Consider the following 14,990-nt stretch of genomic DNA (forward strand, 5'->3'; position numbering starts at 1 on the left):
TCCGAAGTCATACCATCTTCGGACATTTTGAGCGGAGTCTTGCCCGCAGCTTAGGAGATTTTGTTTTGAACATCCTTTTGGACTTTTCATCGCCCCGCAAGATTAGATACAATCAAAAAACCTCCATCTCTGGAGGCCTTCTGTTAACCTAATTTAATTTTCCCCACGTTTTCAATCGGCCTCTCCAACCATTGGGAGGCGATGGTGGAAAAGATGGTCCGTGATCCTGTCATGTAATAATAGTGTTCAGGCAGTTCATCACGAACCGAGAACATATCGTTATGGCCCAGGATGGTGCTCACTTCTCGGGCTGTTTCCTCGCCTGAGCTGATGACCTTGACCTCAGGGCCCATCACTTCCTTGATGAGCGGCTCCAGCAATGGGTAGTGGGTGCATCCGAGGATCAGTGTATCGAGTCCTTGATCCTGCAGGGGCTTTAAAGTTTCGGTCACGACTTTCTTGGCAACGCGGCCATCGTATTCCCCGCTCTCCACCAGTGGAACGAATTTAGGGCATGCCAGAGCTTCAACCGCTGTCTTGCGGTTGATTGACTTCAGGGCATGTTCATAGGCACGGCTTTTCACGGTGCCTTCTGTTCCGATGATTCCGATTTTGTAATTGTCCGTTACTTTGATTGCTGTGCGCGCGCCTGGCTGGATGACTCCCAGCACGGGAATCGACAGTTCGTTCCTGATTTCGTCAAGGACGACCGCTGTCGCTGTATTGCACGCGATTACTAGCATTTTAATATCTTTTTCAAGCAGGAACCGGGTCATTTGCCAGGTGAACCTTTTTACCTCTTCCACAGGCCGCGGGCCATAGGGACAGCGGGCTGTGTCTCCGACGTAAATAATCTGTTCATATGGCAGCTGCCTCATGACTTCCTTGGCAACTGTTAACCCGCCCACACCTGAATCAATGATTCCGATTGGTCGATTCAAAAAACTCGCCTCATTCTCCACGCATTTCATGATGTAATTTCGCTAAGCTGTTCTTGAGGGACAGGATTTCATCGCCTGAGAAATCCTTGAGGACCTCCTGAAGGTACAGCTGTCTTTTCTTGATTACCTCATCGATGATCCTTTCTCCCTCTTCAAGAAGGTGGATGCGAACCACACGCCTGTCGTTCGGATCTTTTACCCTGACAACAAGTTCATTTTTTTCCATGCGGTCAACAAGGTCTGTTGTCGTACTGCAGGCAAGGAACATTTTATTCGACAATTCTCCGATCGTCATATCCCCGTCTTCAAACAGCCACTGCAGGGCAACAAACTGGGGTGGCGTGATTGTGTAATTGCTCAGCAGCTCACGGCCTTTTTGCTTGATAATTCCCGATATGTAGCGCAAATCCTTTTCAATATCAGCGACGGTTTCCAGTCCCTGATTGTTTTCGATCCCTTCTAGCTTCATCCATAACAACTCCCTAAAAAATGCTTTTTCCGCTTTATCTACCTAAAACTTGATTTTCCAAGTTACACGACATTTTATACTATTGCCCTTATTTTCTACTTTTTTCGAGCAAATTTCAAGACACAATTAAGTTTCAAGCCGTTTTAACCCCCAATAAACATCTTAACCGGCCTCCCATAAGGTTGGCCGGTCTAGATTAAAGTTCTAGCTCTCCCATACGCAGGAGCTCTACAACAGCTTGGGAACGCCCCTTTACACCAAGCTTTTGCATGGCGTTCGAAATGTGTTTTTTAAGCATAACTATGATTGCAAAATACCAAGCGGAGTATAGATTTCAACTTCTCCATCCATGTCTATTTTAATTTCGTCGATTAATTGTTTTAAAACAAGCTGAAGTTCAGCTACATCTTCAAATTCTAATTTAACTAATTTAGCTAACCCATCTTTCACCTGTTTTTTTATTATTTCTTCCTTATTATTCTCATCTTCCGTTACAAGTAGATTTTGAAGTTTTTCCTGGGTTTCCTTTATTTGATTTTCAACTGACATTAATTCAAATTTAATTTGTTCATGGTCAGTTTTCTCATTAGGGAATTTAGTTTCCATTCTCAGATCCATAAGATATTTCCTGTAATTGGCGACCATCTTCTCCAGTTGATTTCTTTTTTTCTCTTTATTCTCTTTCCCCTTTTTTGCTGGAAGCTCAACGTTTGAACTTATTTCCTCTACATTTATTAATTGATCAAGCGATTTAGTAATCTCTTTTAACACTTCATTTTTAAATTCTTCAAGAGGAATCCAAAGACCATTTTTGCATCCTTTTACTCCCATTCTTCTCCGAGATGAACAAATAAGGTAACGATATTCTTGCCCCTCCTTTCCAACCTTACCACTCTTCATTGAGACAAAATTCGAACCACAATGTTCACATTTTATTATCCCTGAAAAAGGATTTACCTGTACATTTCTTGCTCCGCCTCTTTTTCCTCCCCCTCTTTCTAAGCGGATCTTCTGAGCTTCTAGAAATGTTTCTTCTTTAATAATAGCTTCCCACTTTTTTTCTACATTTCGTTCCCAAATTCCTTTGTCCTTTTGGACAAGCGTTTTTTTTCTTTTTTGCATATCATTTAAATCTTCATAAACTTTTTTCACTGTGTATTTCCCAAATACATTTAAACCAATGTATGCCTCGTTCTGGAGAATCCGCTGAATGGTTGTAATACCCCAAACACCGCCTTTAGGAGATGGGATTTCTTCTTCATTTAAATAATTTACTATTTGTTTTTCACCCATGTTGTGATTAACATATTGATCGAAAATTTTATGAACAACTTCAGCTTCATTTGGTGAAATAGCAAGAGTTTTTCTTTCATTCCCACCCTCTATCTTATTAACTTTCTTATAACCAAATGGTGCCCTGCTTCCAACAAAATTTCCTTTCTTTGCTGATTCTCTTATTCCACGTCTTGAAGATATACTGAGCTGTTCGGACAATTTTTGATTGACAGCAGCAATAATTGTAAAAATCATTTCATCATCTTTATCCTTCGAATCATAACCATCTTCAATCGAGATTAATCGCAGACCGAGTGCATTTACCAATTGACGTTTTAAATACAAGGCATCTGCTGCATCACGCGAAAATCTTGATAAGGAGGAGAAGATCACTGTTTTAAAACGCCCTTTTTTTGCATCCTCAATCAATAATTTTATGTCAGCTCGCTCTGCAATACTTGTACCAGTTGACCTATCTTCATATATAAATTCTGATTGAACATCTAAACCTTCCATTCTTGCTTTTTCTTCGCATAATGACCTTTGATGTTCTGGAGAATCCTTTTGAGACTCTTTCATAGTTGATACGCGTACATAGATGGCTGCAATTTCTAATTCCCTATCCCATGGCTTAGAATTGACCACATCCATATAACTATCTTCTATTTTTTTAGCCGCTTTTTTTGGATCTTCAATCATTTTCTTGTTCACTCTTACGCTCATATTAACAATTCCCCTTTTTAGCACTTATTTCTATCTCTATCTAAATAAAAATCAGAGCATTTTAAGCAGCTTCGGATTAACAGCAGAAATAATGGTTGAAATAATCTCATTCTCTTCCTCTTCATTTTTTGAGTCATAACCTTCTTCAATTGTAATTAATCGGATATTGTGCTCTTTAACAAGTTGACGTTTAAAAATCATTGCTTCTAATGCATCACGGGAAAATCGTGACAGCGAAGTACAAATAACAGTGTTAAAAAGACCTTTTTTTGTATCTTCAAGTAGCGACTTTATACCCTTCCGTTCAGCAGTACTTGTCCCTGGTGCACAGTCTTCATAGATAAATTCTGGTCGAGTCTCTAAATCTTCCATTCTAGCTATTTCTTCACACAATGACTTCTGATATTCAAATAAATCTTTATGGGAGTTTTTATTGGCAACACGTACATAGATGGCTGCAATATTGTTACTAACTGATTTCATTTTGTCTCCTTCTAAAAAGAATCCCCACAGATTATCTCTATGGGGCGGGATGTTTACATTTTAGCGCGCTGGGTTAGTTTCTGTTAACGCCTTTTCGATTGTTCTTTCAACCAATTTTTGGATAACTCCCTTAGCTGAAGAACCGTTTTTACTTGGTTTGAGAACCAACCTGTACTTCTTCTTTTTCAAGGTGTATCTCCCCCCATTGATACACCTTATTCAGTTTTATGATTGTCCTATTCCATATCCAAGATTAAGGACTGTCTACCCTGCTACCTTTAATGCCTCTTCAATCCTTTTTCTAATTAAATTTTGAATTACATCTTTCTCTGAAGCCCCTTTTAAACTGGGTTTGAAAATCAGCTTGAATGGTCCTTCCTTCTTCATCATATTTCCCCCTTTTTGACGCTATTTTTCTCACTTTTGAAATCAAATTTGAAGTCACTCTGCTTGACTCTTATTTATTTCCGAATGATAACGTACTCTCTGCTGTCCAATTCCACTTCTTCAATGTCTTGGACATATTTCCCATCGTCAAACTTCACGACATTGTATTTCGGCATTTTCTGTAATAATTTGATTAACTCATACACTTTCATTGTTCATTCCTCCAATTTTTGAATTAATTCATCGCAGGTAAAAAATTTAAAATTTTATCTTACTCGCACTAACTTTCCAGTGATATCTTCATCTCTGCCGAAGCCAACCGCATAGTAGCGTCTCCCACTGTGTAACATCTTTGTTCTTACAAACATCTCACGATCATCGTCCCAAATTTCAAACCGATTACCGCATGTAAACTCAATGTTTGTTCCTTGAATTTCATATCTTCCGTTTTCATTGTGATAAATTCTCCCCGTTGCACGTATAGGTTTTTCCAGTGTTTCAACTAGAAAATGAATTTGTTCTAAATAAGCGATCGCTTGTTTAATTAACAAACTTTCAAATTTTTCTTCGCTGTTTTCACTGTGATATTCGAGATCATGGATAAAATATTGTGAATAATCATCTTTAAAATACCTTCTTGCATCACTTGTAATTTCACCCAAATAACGTTTTGCCACTTTTAACTCCATTTTTACCACTCCTCAATTTATTTAATGACATTTTTGCACTTTTATCTTTTGCACAATGCACAGTGACTAGCCAAAAAAAGAAAGAAAGCTTATTGTTTTTTCAAACACACTTAAACTTCCTTTAATTGCACGTTGAATTAATGCACTATGCACTTTATAATTGAATTATAGTATCAGCTTTTATTTTTGGCAAGCAATTTATATCGAACTATAAAATATTTTTTTTATGCCTTATAATTACATTATGAAATTTTAGGAAGTGATAAGATGGAATTTAGAGAATGGTTAAAAGAGGAACGTAAAAAACACAACCTTTCTGCTAAACAGCTTTCAGAGAGACTCGGAAAATCAAGAAATTATATTTCGCAATTCGAGCAAGGGTCGATAATCGAAATTCCCTACGAAACGGCAGTTAAGATAGTAAAAATATTAGGATTGGACGAAGATGCATTAAGTCCATTTTACTTTGAGCAGACAACTGTACGAACAGCAAAGGATGCAGCCCAAGAGTTGATTGATCAATTTAATGATGTTACTCAAGGTAAACAAATACGGGATATGGAAGAAGGGACGTTAGGTCCCATTATTGATTTAGAAAAAAAGTTTGAAATGGCATTAGACAAACATATATCTATGATGTCTGTATCAGAAATGGCTGGAATTCTTTTATTGTTAAGCAAACAAAGACATTTGGTACACGAGCTGGCAGCAATTCCCTCAAAAGTAAAACCTGAAAAAGTTACCCATTTATATGACATGGTTCATAAATATACAAAATTTATGATAGAAGAGTATAAAAAAGGAGATAAGAAAGACTAGGTTCTATGGCTTGCCAACCGAAGTCTTACCAAAGATTTATTTTATTACCAGTTCAAATTATAGAAATATGTAAAAAAGAAAATAGTGGATAAAAAAAACGTTTTTCTTTTAATTAATTGTTAATAATGGTTAATAATATTTGAAAATTATTATTAACCATTATTAACTTTTATAATTCCTCATGTTCTTCTAATGCACGTCTTAGTACTTCCCTTGCAAATTTAGATTTGCTGATGTTATGTTTTTCGCATAGGCGTTCCATCGCTTCTACTAAATCCTTTTCTAAATTAAATGATTCTAATTTTGAATTTTTTAATTTAGGTTTGGGTCCTGTCTTTTTCTTTTTCTTATCCAATTTCATTTCTTTTTCTTCCAGTTCTTTAAATCTATTTAGTACGCTTCTTCTTACTCTTTCATCCTCTTTTTGTAATTCTTCTTTTTGGTTTACTTGTTTATCTAATTGATCTAACTCTCCGAAATCCATTTTACTCATTTCCATTCACCTCATTTTGTTTAAATTCCACTTGTAGTCTTTTTAACACTTCTGTTGTAACTTTTCTGAAGTCTGCCATTGTATTTTGGGCATATTTGTTTTCCAACTCATTCAACATGATGCCTTCAATTTTTGAAGTGGATACCAAATCAGAGAAACGAACATTTGATAAAAATTTACTCTCACCTATGTTTTTTTCTTTCATTTCTTTTACCATTTCTTCTAGTTGAGAAATGATTTTTCCGTTTCTTGCTGATACTTTATTAGGAACAATTGCATAATCAACTGTAAAGTCCTGCATGAATTCTGTTACGATTTCCGCACTTCTTTCTGCCGCCAGTCTAGAATCTAAATCCACTTCCATCGGAATCAAACAAAAATCACTTGAAGCAATTGCATAACTAACTAAATCACTGTTTTCTGACGGATGTGTATCTATGATAATAAAGTCGAACATCTGAGTTAATGGTTGAACTTTGTTTTTGATTGCATTGATTCTTTTTAAAGCACTGTATTCTTTTTCTGCCCATGCTTCAAAGTCATCAATTGTTTCATTTGCAGGTATGTAATATATGTTTGTATCTCCATATTGCTGAATAACTTCACTTGGGGATGCATTTCCTATTAACCAGTCGAATGATGTTTTTTCGAAGCTATTTCTGTTCTTTAAAAAACCTGTTGAAACTGATCCATTTTGACACAAATCCAATACACATGTAGTAAAACCCATTTCATTAAATGAAATCGACAAAAAACGACACAAAACCGATTTTCCCACTCCGCCCTTTGTACTCATTACTGTTAAAACCTTACCCATAATATTTTTGCCTCCTTAATTTCCATTAAAAATTAATAATATTTATCAACAGTTATCAATTAATAGAAAAAATTACTTTCCCTTTATTTTTTTAATTTCTTTTTTATAAACTAGGCAAAGACAGATTGATATTGGAACAGTCCAACGAAAAAAAGCCATTAAGAGTGATCTTAATAGCTTAATAAGGAATTATTTACTTTAATTTTCTACAAACAGTATGGTTGTTTGAATCTTAACCTATCCATTAGTTCATCAATAAACTTGTTATGGTTATTTTCAAGAATCAAAAATTGATGCCAATTAAACCTATTTTGAATTAATTGTATTGCTCTCTCATGCCTGTTAGGAACCTGTGAAAAAACAACAGTTAAGGAACTGAATCCAGAATTGTTGCCATACCTAATATTCTCTATTCTAAATAAATCTTGAATTGCAGTTGTGCAAACCCCATTTTCCTTTATTAACTCTTGAACAATAAAGCTTTCTTTTTCATTTGCAGTGGGTGTTACAGTACTTAGTAAATTCTTAATGGAAATTAAATAACATATTTTATTTCCTTGCTCAATAACAATATCTGGCTCTTGGTATTTACCATTCTTACCGATGTATCTGTTACCAATTATCAAACGTGTATCTCTATATTGTGCTGTTTTACTTTCAATTGATCCATTCATTCCAAATAAATGATACATTAATCTAAAAATCAACATCTCAGTGATACCTGTTAAATTTGCTGTACTACCACAAAGTGACTCAACAATATCGTAGAAATCCTCTTTTATTTGGAATATCTCATGGCAAGTAATCTCATTTAAATTCCTTTGAATGTAACCGTCCATGTCCAAGAATGACCTTGAAAACTTCATTTAGCCACCTCAATATTTCAATTTACGGATAGAAATATTTAATACTATTAATCTTTTTATATTTTTAAACCTTTAGATTGAGAAAAAAGGTGCTTCTGTCAGTTTTCTAAGTTAATTATTTTATAAAAAAGCCTTCACGACCTATGCCTGGAATATTTGTAAATTCAATAAAATTCATTTTTCCCTTTGCATTTTCTGATGGCTCTTTATTTTCCAGGACAATCACTTGTTCCTCAATATTACTCAAATATAGAAAAAAGCTTTCTTGAATGCTTTCACTTACATCCTCATTTTGTTTATCTCTGTCCCGAAATGTTGTTAATGGCGAATCTAGCACAACAAAACCTGGATGAGGCAATTTGAATGCCCGACAATATTTCATTAAACCGATAATAAAAGCTGAAAAACTAATTGCTCTTATACCTTTCCCAAAATTCTTTCTTGGTTTATTAGATAATAAAAAGTCATACTGTTCCTGGTCAAATTGAACACTAAATATTTCTGGAAATTTCCATTCATTGAGTAAACTCAGAATTACTTCATTAAGTTTCATTAGTGATGAAGTAATACCGTTCGATTTATCGTCATTTTCAGGTGTTTGTGATTGTTTTGCAGTTAATTTTTGCTGTATATCCATTTTTTCTATTTCTAAATCATTGAATTGCTCTTTTTTTGAAACAACAAAGTTATATTTTTTTTGTTTATCGAACAATGTACTTAACTCATTTTTAATTTTAAAGGATTGCGGTTCCAAATCGTTTGACAATATTTCTTTTTCGTTATTATATTGAATCTTCTTTTCCAATTTATTTTTTTCTATTTCTATATGTTCCTCCTTTAAATTTTTTATTGTTTCCTCTAGATCCTTCAAGCTTAAGTTTATCTTATCTGCCTCTATCTGACATGCAACCGTGATTTCATCACCCTCATATTTGTTAAAAACCGAAGACTGGTTGCCACGATCACAGTTATGAACTGTCAATGATTGATGGCAATAGGGGCATTTTTCGTATTGTAATTGAGTAAAATATTGATTTCCTTCATTTATAAATTCCAATCGCTGCAAATCTGCGCGGTATTGATCCATTAACAAAGTGAAACGTTTTAACAACTCATTAATCGTTAATTGCCGTGATTCCAATTCCTGAATTTCTCTCCAAATGGTTTTCACACTGTTTGTTCTTTCTTCTATTTGAGTGCTTATTACATTTAGTAATTCTTTGAATTGTTCTACTTCTTCTTTGAGATCATTCTCATTTTCAGCCAATTTATTTGCTATTAATTCAGAGCAAACTTTATCAATTAAAGAATCAATCAGTTCTAATTTTGCTTCTAGTTTTGCTTTTCTAATTTTCGGATCTGCTATTTCTGTAACTCCGCTATCATCTCTGCCAGTTATCAATAACTTAAATACTGATTTTTCTGCCGTGTTATTTGTTTTATTTTCACTAATAATCGGTGAACTCTCTGTTATGATTCTCTCTTCATCAGCGAGAATTAATCTCGCTATATCACGAAAGCTGAGTGTTCTGGTAATATTTTTTTTGTTTTTCTTGATTAGTTCTCCAAGCTTAAACCCGCTTAGAGAAAGCAGAAATGATGAAATATTTTTAGAATCATCTGCATTATGTTTTGGTTTTAAAATTTCATAAGAACTAGCTGATGTTACATCATTAATGGAACAACTATATTTAAAAAAATCCCCTCCTGATAGTTTTCTTGAAAGTGTATAAGTACTTCCCTTGTACGTTACAATTTCAAGAAAAATCCGTTCATATCCCTCACTCTCTGATATTTGTTTTGGAGGGTTAGTTGCTCCAAGCATAAAGTTAATACACTGAAATATGTATGTCTTGCCTGTATCAGACGGACCACTGATTACATTTAATCCTTTAAAAAATTCTATTTCAGCATAAGGTTTATTTGGTCCAATAATCCTTAATCTTTTGAGTAGGAATCCATTTCTCATCTCTTATTCGTACTCCCTTATTACAGATTCATTATAAAACTCTCCACCCCAAACATCTAAATGCTTTTTTATGTATCGGTTTAAATCATCATTTGAGTATGAAGCAAATTTATTTATTACCCACTTTGCGTTTTCCTTTAATTGTATATAATAAGTGGAGTCAAAATAACCTAAAAAATTGGGAGAAATCTCATTTGCTTTATAAGTTATCCCTTCTGAATTAAATACAATATCAATAAGTCCCTTGCTAGCCATTAAATTAATTCCTTCTTGGAGCATATTACGGCGGACGATTATTTCACCCGTTCGATGCGGTGTTGCAGCATGCAGACTTTCTGGTCCATTTTCAATATCACCTGAGTGAATCGTTAAGTAATCAAAATAGATAAGCCTCTGAATATCGACACTGTTCGGTGCAATTGTACTTAAAAATACCAATACACGCAGTCCTATTTCAAGAGGCGAATTAAACAGTTTAATATTTATTTCAGAATACCTCTCTTTATTCAAATCCATTTTTTACACCCAATCTATTTTATCTTCATTTGCTAAATGATGACATATACCACTTCTGTCATCACTTTTTAACACAGATACAAGTAAATTGCTGGTTATTTCAATTTTTCTTGCCTCTTGTGTTACTTTTTTTACTTTTTCAAGTCCATCTTTAAATGTTGATTCAACAATATCGATGATCCCCCCGAAAATTTCATCTTTTAGTTCATTAAAGGCATTAGTTCCATCTGGAAGCGTATCTCTTTCAAATTTATGAAGGGAATCTGCTAAATAAAAATGTTCGCGCTGCCGATGGAAATGGTTTATTAAGGTTGAATGATCATTCAGCTTTTCCAAAGTATTGATTTGTTCTTTCGTATGATCTGAGTATGCTTTGAAAAGTTTATTCACATAATTCATTTCTCTATCTTTAATTTCGGTTGGCGTAACAATACTTATCGGGCGTGCTTTGGATAACCCGCCGCCAAAACGAGGAATATGGTACCTTGTTTGTTGATGCTGTTCAATAATTTCTAAGGGTTCCATATAACCTACTATTGAAAAATCAAACTTTTTTACATATTGATTAAATGAACCTTCTAGCTTTATCTCTTTTTCTTTGGTGATAGCTTCCTTACAATACTTGTCCCAATTTTTAATTAATCCATTCTTTAATTGGTCAGGATTCTCGAGCAAATCACCTAATGAGGAACCTACCCCTTGAGGGGCTACGAACATATATTTATTAGGGATGGTAAAATCCTTTCTAAATGTATAGAAACAAAGTTTTCCAAGTTCAACCCAGATATTACTCGGCATAAGGGGTTTATCGTAATGCTTACACTGGTAATTATCCCAAATTAGTTCATTATTATCTTTACTATATTTAATGAATGCAATTACGTCTCGCCCCTTGTCTCCTGCTCCACCTGACCGTCTCACTCTCTCATATTTAGTATTTAAATAGCCATAAAGCCATTCTTGAATAAACACCTCATATTCATCAGGTGAAAAAAGCTTTAATCGATCTATTGCAGGTATAGGTTTACCAAGCAATAGGTTCTGATTTGTTACTCTTTCAACTACTGGTGCTTCAATCTTTATTAATGTGCTCTCGTTTGACACTCTTTTTATCCCGCCTTAAATAACCATTTTAGGAATTTTTATTCCTTTATTTTATCATAATCTTCCATATTATTAATCCTTTTCATTACTTTACATTAATGTAAAAGAAAGCTATTAAGTGTAATAGAAGAATAATCCAATATTTGTTTTCATGATTTTCTTCTGTTATCATTGCCAGGAAAATAATTTTGAATAAAAAAAATGACATGGATAACATGCCACTTTATCAATATTTTCTAAATTACTAGTCCTAATAAAAAAAACTGCACATGGTGCTACTCCAACCCATTATATTAGTTCAATCAGAAATCGCTCTCCATTAGCCCATTCATTAAACTTTTTAACCCGTTCATTTGCTATGTTTAATAGGCTATCACTATATCCCCATTTTTCTCCAAATAATACCACTAAGTCTTCAATTGTTAAAATTGTTTTCTTTTCTTTAACCTGAATAAATAAGGTGCCCAAAACACTCTCATCAGTGTTCTGAATTAATTGCTCTATCTTTAATAAAAGCTTGTCTTGGTCTTGGACGTTCATCATTTGAATAAACCGTTGTGGATTATATTTATATTTTTTATTATTTCGAATTACCTCATTAATGGCTTGTCTAGCAGTAAGGTCCTTATGAAGAGTTAATTGCTCCATCTAAGTGTCCTCCCGATCTTTTTTCCTTAGTTATTCTTTTTTTAGAAATTTTCCTTTTAGCATTGCAACTACATCCATTACGCTATCAAGGTCATCTGGCAGTATGTGTGCTGGATAATACTGAGGAGTGTTATTTCTGATAATCAGAGTATAAATGACTTTTTCACGTATACCTTTTCCATCTTTCCAATCAACATCAGCACATTCGATATAGTATTTTCTAGTTGGGTCTACTGAGGGTATGATTTCAGTCCCATGAATCTTTTTGATTTCGAATCGGTCATAACTAATTCTAGACATATGCAACACTTCCCATCTATTCGTTAATAAAGGTAATTAAGTAATTATATGATTGGAGAAGGACATGATATTCATTTTCCGATAACGGGTGACTGTGAGCTATCTTGTTTCTTAAGGGATATATTGATTGAAGATATTTGAAGAATTCGGTTGGAATATGAGGAAATGCTTTTTTGTAAATACGAATATAAGAAGTTTCAAGATCATGAAAATTCAATGAATCAAAATCTTTGCTTGGAGGTCTCTTTAAAACTTGACGTGGCGCTGTGTGGAACCAGTTAATTCCATATTCCTCCCTCATTCTTAGTTTAATAAAAAGGCGGAGAGAATTTTCAAGCGTATAAAGCATTCCATAAGCTTCTTTCATGCTATTAAGTTCAGTTACTAACAAGCTGCCATTCCTTTCATTTAGATATAGAAAAATATTGTTGGGATCTAGTTTATGTAGGATCATAAGGGGAGTTTTGAGAAGAGCACATTGCTATTATAACTTTTTTGTTAAAATTTTCAATAAAATTTCATAATTTCATTTAGTTTAATAACTGATTTCCTTTATCTCCCCATATCTTATTATTTCATTTCTTTTATAGTAATTTCTATATTTCTACCTGGGTATATACAATAACTATTACCACTACCCCCTATTACTTCAAAACGATGATTACATAAATAAAAATGATGTTGATTTTATTTTTGAAATCTCATTTCTTTGGTGTTCTTTTCTTTTTGTCATCTACGGTGATGTACCTATGCACGATCGATAAACGTGAATGACCTAACGCTAAACTGACTATAAGTCTTCTGCACTCTTCTTGTGTAAAGTCTCGTGACGGTTTTCCTTTTTGCCTGTTATACCAGTTGATTCTGTATTTCTCATTTTGCAGCCTCTTGATAATTCCTTCTTTATTTGAACCTTGATTGCTGATGTATTTTGCTATTTCTTTTTTGATATCTTCTTTTGTCCAGATTTTGCATTTATCATACATGTTTTGGGCATATTGACGGCGATTAAAGTGACTAGTATATTTCTTTCCTTCTTGAATTTTGTCCAATCCTGCCTTCTTGCTTACTTCATCGATCATTTTATGGATTCTTTTTGTCGCTTCGGTTGTATTAAGTTCCTGTCCATTTCGTTTTTTCATCGAAAAAATTCTTTGTCCCTGTGTTTTATTACCTTTTAATTCCTTCATAAATTGATCCCACTTTTTATCGTAAAACACAGTCCGAATCATGTCATGTTTGTCAAAGAATCGAACGGTTCTGTTTTCCAAATTGATGTCTTTTGCCCGTAAATTATAAGTGGCTGATATTCGCCCGCCTGTCGCACGCTGCAAATCAATAATATTTTTCAGGAGTTTTTCATGTTTATAAGTAGCAGGGATAGTATTTTTAAATCTTTTAACGATAGTTTCTGATGTTTTTGCATCCACAACCAGTGATTTTCGTTCTGTGATATCGACTTTGACACCTTCTTGGTGCAATTTGTATCGCCATCCTTTTTCTTCTTTGATACTTCCTGCCTCGCCGACTCGGAGTTTTTTTAGACCTTTTATAAAACCCGTAGCATTTTGAATTTCTTTCATTTTTTCAATGGCAGAAACATCTTTTTGAATGGTTGATGCTTCTAATTTTCCTTTGTAATAAGAATCGATTCGATAATCCAAATATTCGCCAAACCATTTAGATTTCCAAAATTTCGGATTCAACAATTTCGGATTGTTTTCCTTTTTGGATAATGGTTCTATATAGTTTTTTACATAACCTTTTACTACTTCTACATAGTCATGCTGTGATTTTTTTACAAATCCCAATTCACGCCCCATATCAAATAACTGATCGATTAGATCGTCTACTTTCCATCTTTCCATAATCCTCCCCCCTTTTTAGGAAAGTCCAAGTGTCAAAAAAATTTCGCGCCTGGTTGTTTCTCCCTCGCTGTCCCCTCGTTGCCACGAGGTCCCAGACGTCGGTCGAAGCCAAAAGGGTCATTGGTCTGGTTTTTCTTTTCCCAAGACTCCCCGTCCGCTTGCGGACGGATAGATCTTGGAAAAATCCAAACGCAAACCAACTTTTTTTCTAAGGTTTAAAAGGCATGTTTAAAAGACCTACCCTTAAGCAATATCTCTCTATTTCGTTCCGAACGCTCAATTCGAAGTCAGTCAAGTGCCCGCCGAATCCATCGGCAGTCCCTGTCCTTCCTTCTCCTTTTCGCCGTTCTCCACTTCATGAGAGATATTGCTCCCTTCCTAAACCTATGATGATGGCTCATTCATCCAAACGAATGGTAAGGTTTTTCTAAACCATAAACCCTATTCATCACAACGGTTCAGCAAAGATTACAAACAATATATTTAACCAATCCCCGATTGCTGAGAACATGCAGGCAACCCACGAGAATTGAATCAGAAAACCATTTTTTCAAGGTTTCAAAAAACCCAATGACTTTCTCAGTCAATTCCCGTGACATACCCCTTCTCAGCTAATTGCCGAG

Annotated in this window: 19 protein-coding genes and 1 pseudogene; 1 reads left to right on the forward strand and 19 read right to left on the reverse strand. The window is 34.5% G+C overall.

The features are described from left to right. Nucleotides 1–143 precede the first annotated feature (143 nt). The 9 genes and pseudogenes from racE to EJA10_RS22945 all read right to left on the reverse strand — a co-directional run bounded on the left by racE (nt 144) and on the right by EJA10_RS22945 (nt 4,967). A complete protein-coding gene (gene racE / locus EJA10_RS22920; protein WP_125482331.1) occupies nt 144–941 on the reverse strand; it encodes a glutamate racemase in 798 nt (265 codons plus the stop codon). A 10-nt stretch (nt 942–951) separates the two neighbouring features. Continuing rightward, on the reverse strand, nt 952–1,410 hold the full coding sequence (locus EJA10_RS22925) for a MarR family winged helix-turn-helix transcriptional regulator (RefSeq protein WP_125482332.1): 459 nt from the start codon (nt 1,408–1,410) through the stop codon (nt 952–954). 196 nt (nt 1,411–1,606) lie between these two features. Beyond that, nucleotides 1,607–1,705: pseudogene (locus EJA10_RS22930) on the reverse strand (hypothetical protein); the annotation flags it as partial. A 5-nt stretch (nt 1,706–1,710) separates the two neighbouring features. Beyond that, nucleotides 1,711–3,408, reverse strand: coding sequence for a recombinase family protein (locus EJA10_RS22935; RefSeq protein ID WP_246017938.1), 1,698 nt, complete (start codon nt 3,406–3,408; stop codon nt 1,711–1,713). Between the two features lie 51 nt (nt 3,409–3,459). After that, entirely contained in the window at nt 3,460–3,891 is a 432-nt protein-coding gene (locus tag EJA10_RS22940; RefSeq protein ID WP_125482333.1) for a recombinase family protein, read from the reverse strand. Nucleotides 3,892–3,951: 60 nt separating this feature from the next. After that, the gene (locus EJA10_RS24000; RefSeq protein ID WP_281274550.1) at nt 3,952–4,080 is read right to left on the reverse strand and encodes a hypothetical protein; all 129 of its coding nucleotides are present in this window, start codon (nt 4,078–4,080) and stop codon (nt 3,952–3,954) included. Nucleotides 4,081–4,155: 75 nt separating this feature from the next. Then, nucleotides 4,156–4,281 (reverse strand): hypothetical protein, encoded by a 126-nt coding sequence (locus tag EJA10_RS24005; RefSeq protein ID WP_281274551.1) that lies wholly within the window; start codon nt 4,279–4,281, stop codon nt 4,156–4,158. A gap of 71 nt (nt 4,282–4,352) precedes the next feature. Continuing rightward, nucleotides 4,353–4,490, reverse strand: a complete 138-nt coding sequence (locus tag EJA10_RS23620) for a hypothetical protein (RefSeq protein WP_170169229.1) — start codon at nt 4,488–4,490, stop codon at nt 4,353–4,355. 54 nt (nt 4,491–4,544) lie between these two features. Continuing rightward, complete coding sequence (locus tag EJA10_RS22945) at nt 4,545–4,967, reverse strand: DUF5348 domain-containing protein (RefSeq protein ID WP_125482334.1); 423 nt, start codon at nt 4,965–4,967, stop codon at nt 4,545–4,547. Nucleotides 4,968–5,234: 267 nt separating this feature from the next. Between EJA10_RS22945 and EJA10_RS22950 the strand changes: the two genes are divergently transcribed. Then, complete coding sequence (locus EJA10_RS22950) at nt 5,235–5,786, forward strand: helix-turn-helix domain-containing protein (protein ID WP_125482335.1); 552 nt, start codon at nt 5,235–5,237, stop codon at nt 5,784–5,786. Between the two features lie 169 nt (nt 5,787–5,955). Here EJA10_RS22950 and EJA10_RS22955 read toward each other — a convergent pair whose 3' ends face one another. The 10 genes from EJA10_RS22955 to EJA10_RS22995 all read right to left on the reverse strand — a co-directional run bounded on the left by EJA10_RS22955 (nt 5,956) and on the right by EJA10_RS22995 (nt 14,367). Further along, nucleotides 5,956–6,279, reverse strand: coding sequence for a ribbon-helix-helix protein, CopG family (locus EJA10_RS22955; RefSeq protein WP_170169230.1), 324 nt, complete (start codon nt 6,277–6,279; stop codon nt 5,956–5,958). Next, nucleotides 6,272–7,096: a ParA family protein gene (locus EJA10_RS22960; protein ID WP_125482337.1), complete on the reverse strand. Its 825-nt coding sequence runs from the start codon at nt 7,094–7,096 to the stop codon at nt 6,272–6,274. Before EJA10_RS22960 ends, EJA10_RS22955 begins: the two co-directional genes overlap by 8 nt. A 206-nt stretch (nt 7,097–7,302) precedes the next feature. Next, on the reverse strand, nt 7,303–7,962 hold the full coding sequence (locus tag EJA10_RS22965) for a hypothetical protein (protein ID WP_125482338.1): 660 nt from the start codon (nt 7,960–7,962) through the stop codon (nt 7,303–7,305). A 115-nt stretch (nt 7,963–8,077) separates the two neighbouring features. Then, nucleotides 8,078–9,931 (reverse strand): AAA family ATPase, encoded by a 1,854-nt coding sequence (locus EJA10_RS22970; RefSeq protein ID WP_125482339.1) that lies wholly within the window; start codon nt 9,929–9,931, stop codon nt 8,078–8,080. Between the two features lie 3 nt (nt 9,932–9,934). Then, nucleotides 9,935–10,447, reverse strand: coding sequence for an ABC-three component system middle component 2 (locus EJA10_RS22975; RefSeq protein ID WP_125482340.1), 513 nt, complete (start codon nt 10,445–10,447; stop codon nt 9,935–9,937). 3 nt (nt 10,448–10,450) lie between these two features. Then, entirely contained in the window at nt 10,451–11,551 is a 1,101-nt protein-coding gene (locus EJA10_RS22980; protein ID WP_211340616.1) for an ABC-three component system protein, read from the reverse strand. A gap of 288 nt (nt 11,552–11,839) precedes the next feature. Beyond that, a complete protein-coding gene (locus tag EJA10_RS22985) occupies nt 11,840–12,199 on the reverse strand; it encodes a hypothetical protein (RefSeq protein ID WP_125482341.1) in 360 nt (119 codons plus the stop codon). Nucleotides 12,200–12,229: 30 nt separating this feature from the next. Continuing rightward, nucleotides 12,230–12,499, reverse strand: a complete 270-nt coding sequence (locus EJA10_RS22990) for a hypothetical protein (RefSeq protein ID WP_125482342.1) — start codon at nt 12,497–12,499, stop codon at nt 12,230–12,232. Nucleotides 12,500–12,515: 16 nt separating this feature from the next. Next, nucleotides 12,516–12,953 carry a Swt1 family HEPN domain-containing protein gene (locus EJA10_RS24105; protein ID WP_425462116.1) on the reverse strand — a complete coding sequence of 146 codons (438 nt, stop codon included), beginning with the start codon at nt 12,951–12,953 and terminating at the stop codon, nt 12,516–12,518. A 247-nt stretch (nt 12,954–13,200) separates the two neighbouring features. After that, nucleotides 13,201–14,367: a tyrosine-type recombinase/integrase gene (locus EJA10_RS22995; RefSeq protein WP_125482343.1), complete on the reverse strand. Its 1,167-nt coding sequence runs from the start codon at nt 14,365–14,367 to the stop codon at nt 13,201–13,203. Nucleotides 14,368–14,990: the final 623 nt, after the last annotated feature.

This window comes from Mesobacillus subterraneus (genome assembly GCF_003937825.1).
In the GTDB taxonomy this organism is placed as follows: domain Bacteria; phylum Bacillota; class Bacilli; order Bacillales; family Cytobacillaceae; genus Mesobacillus; species Mesobacillus subterraneus.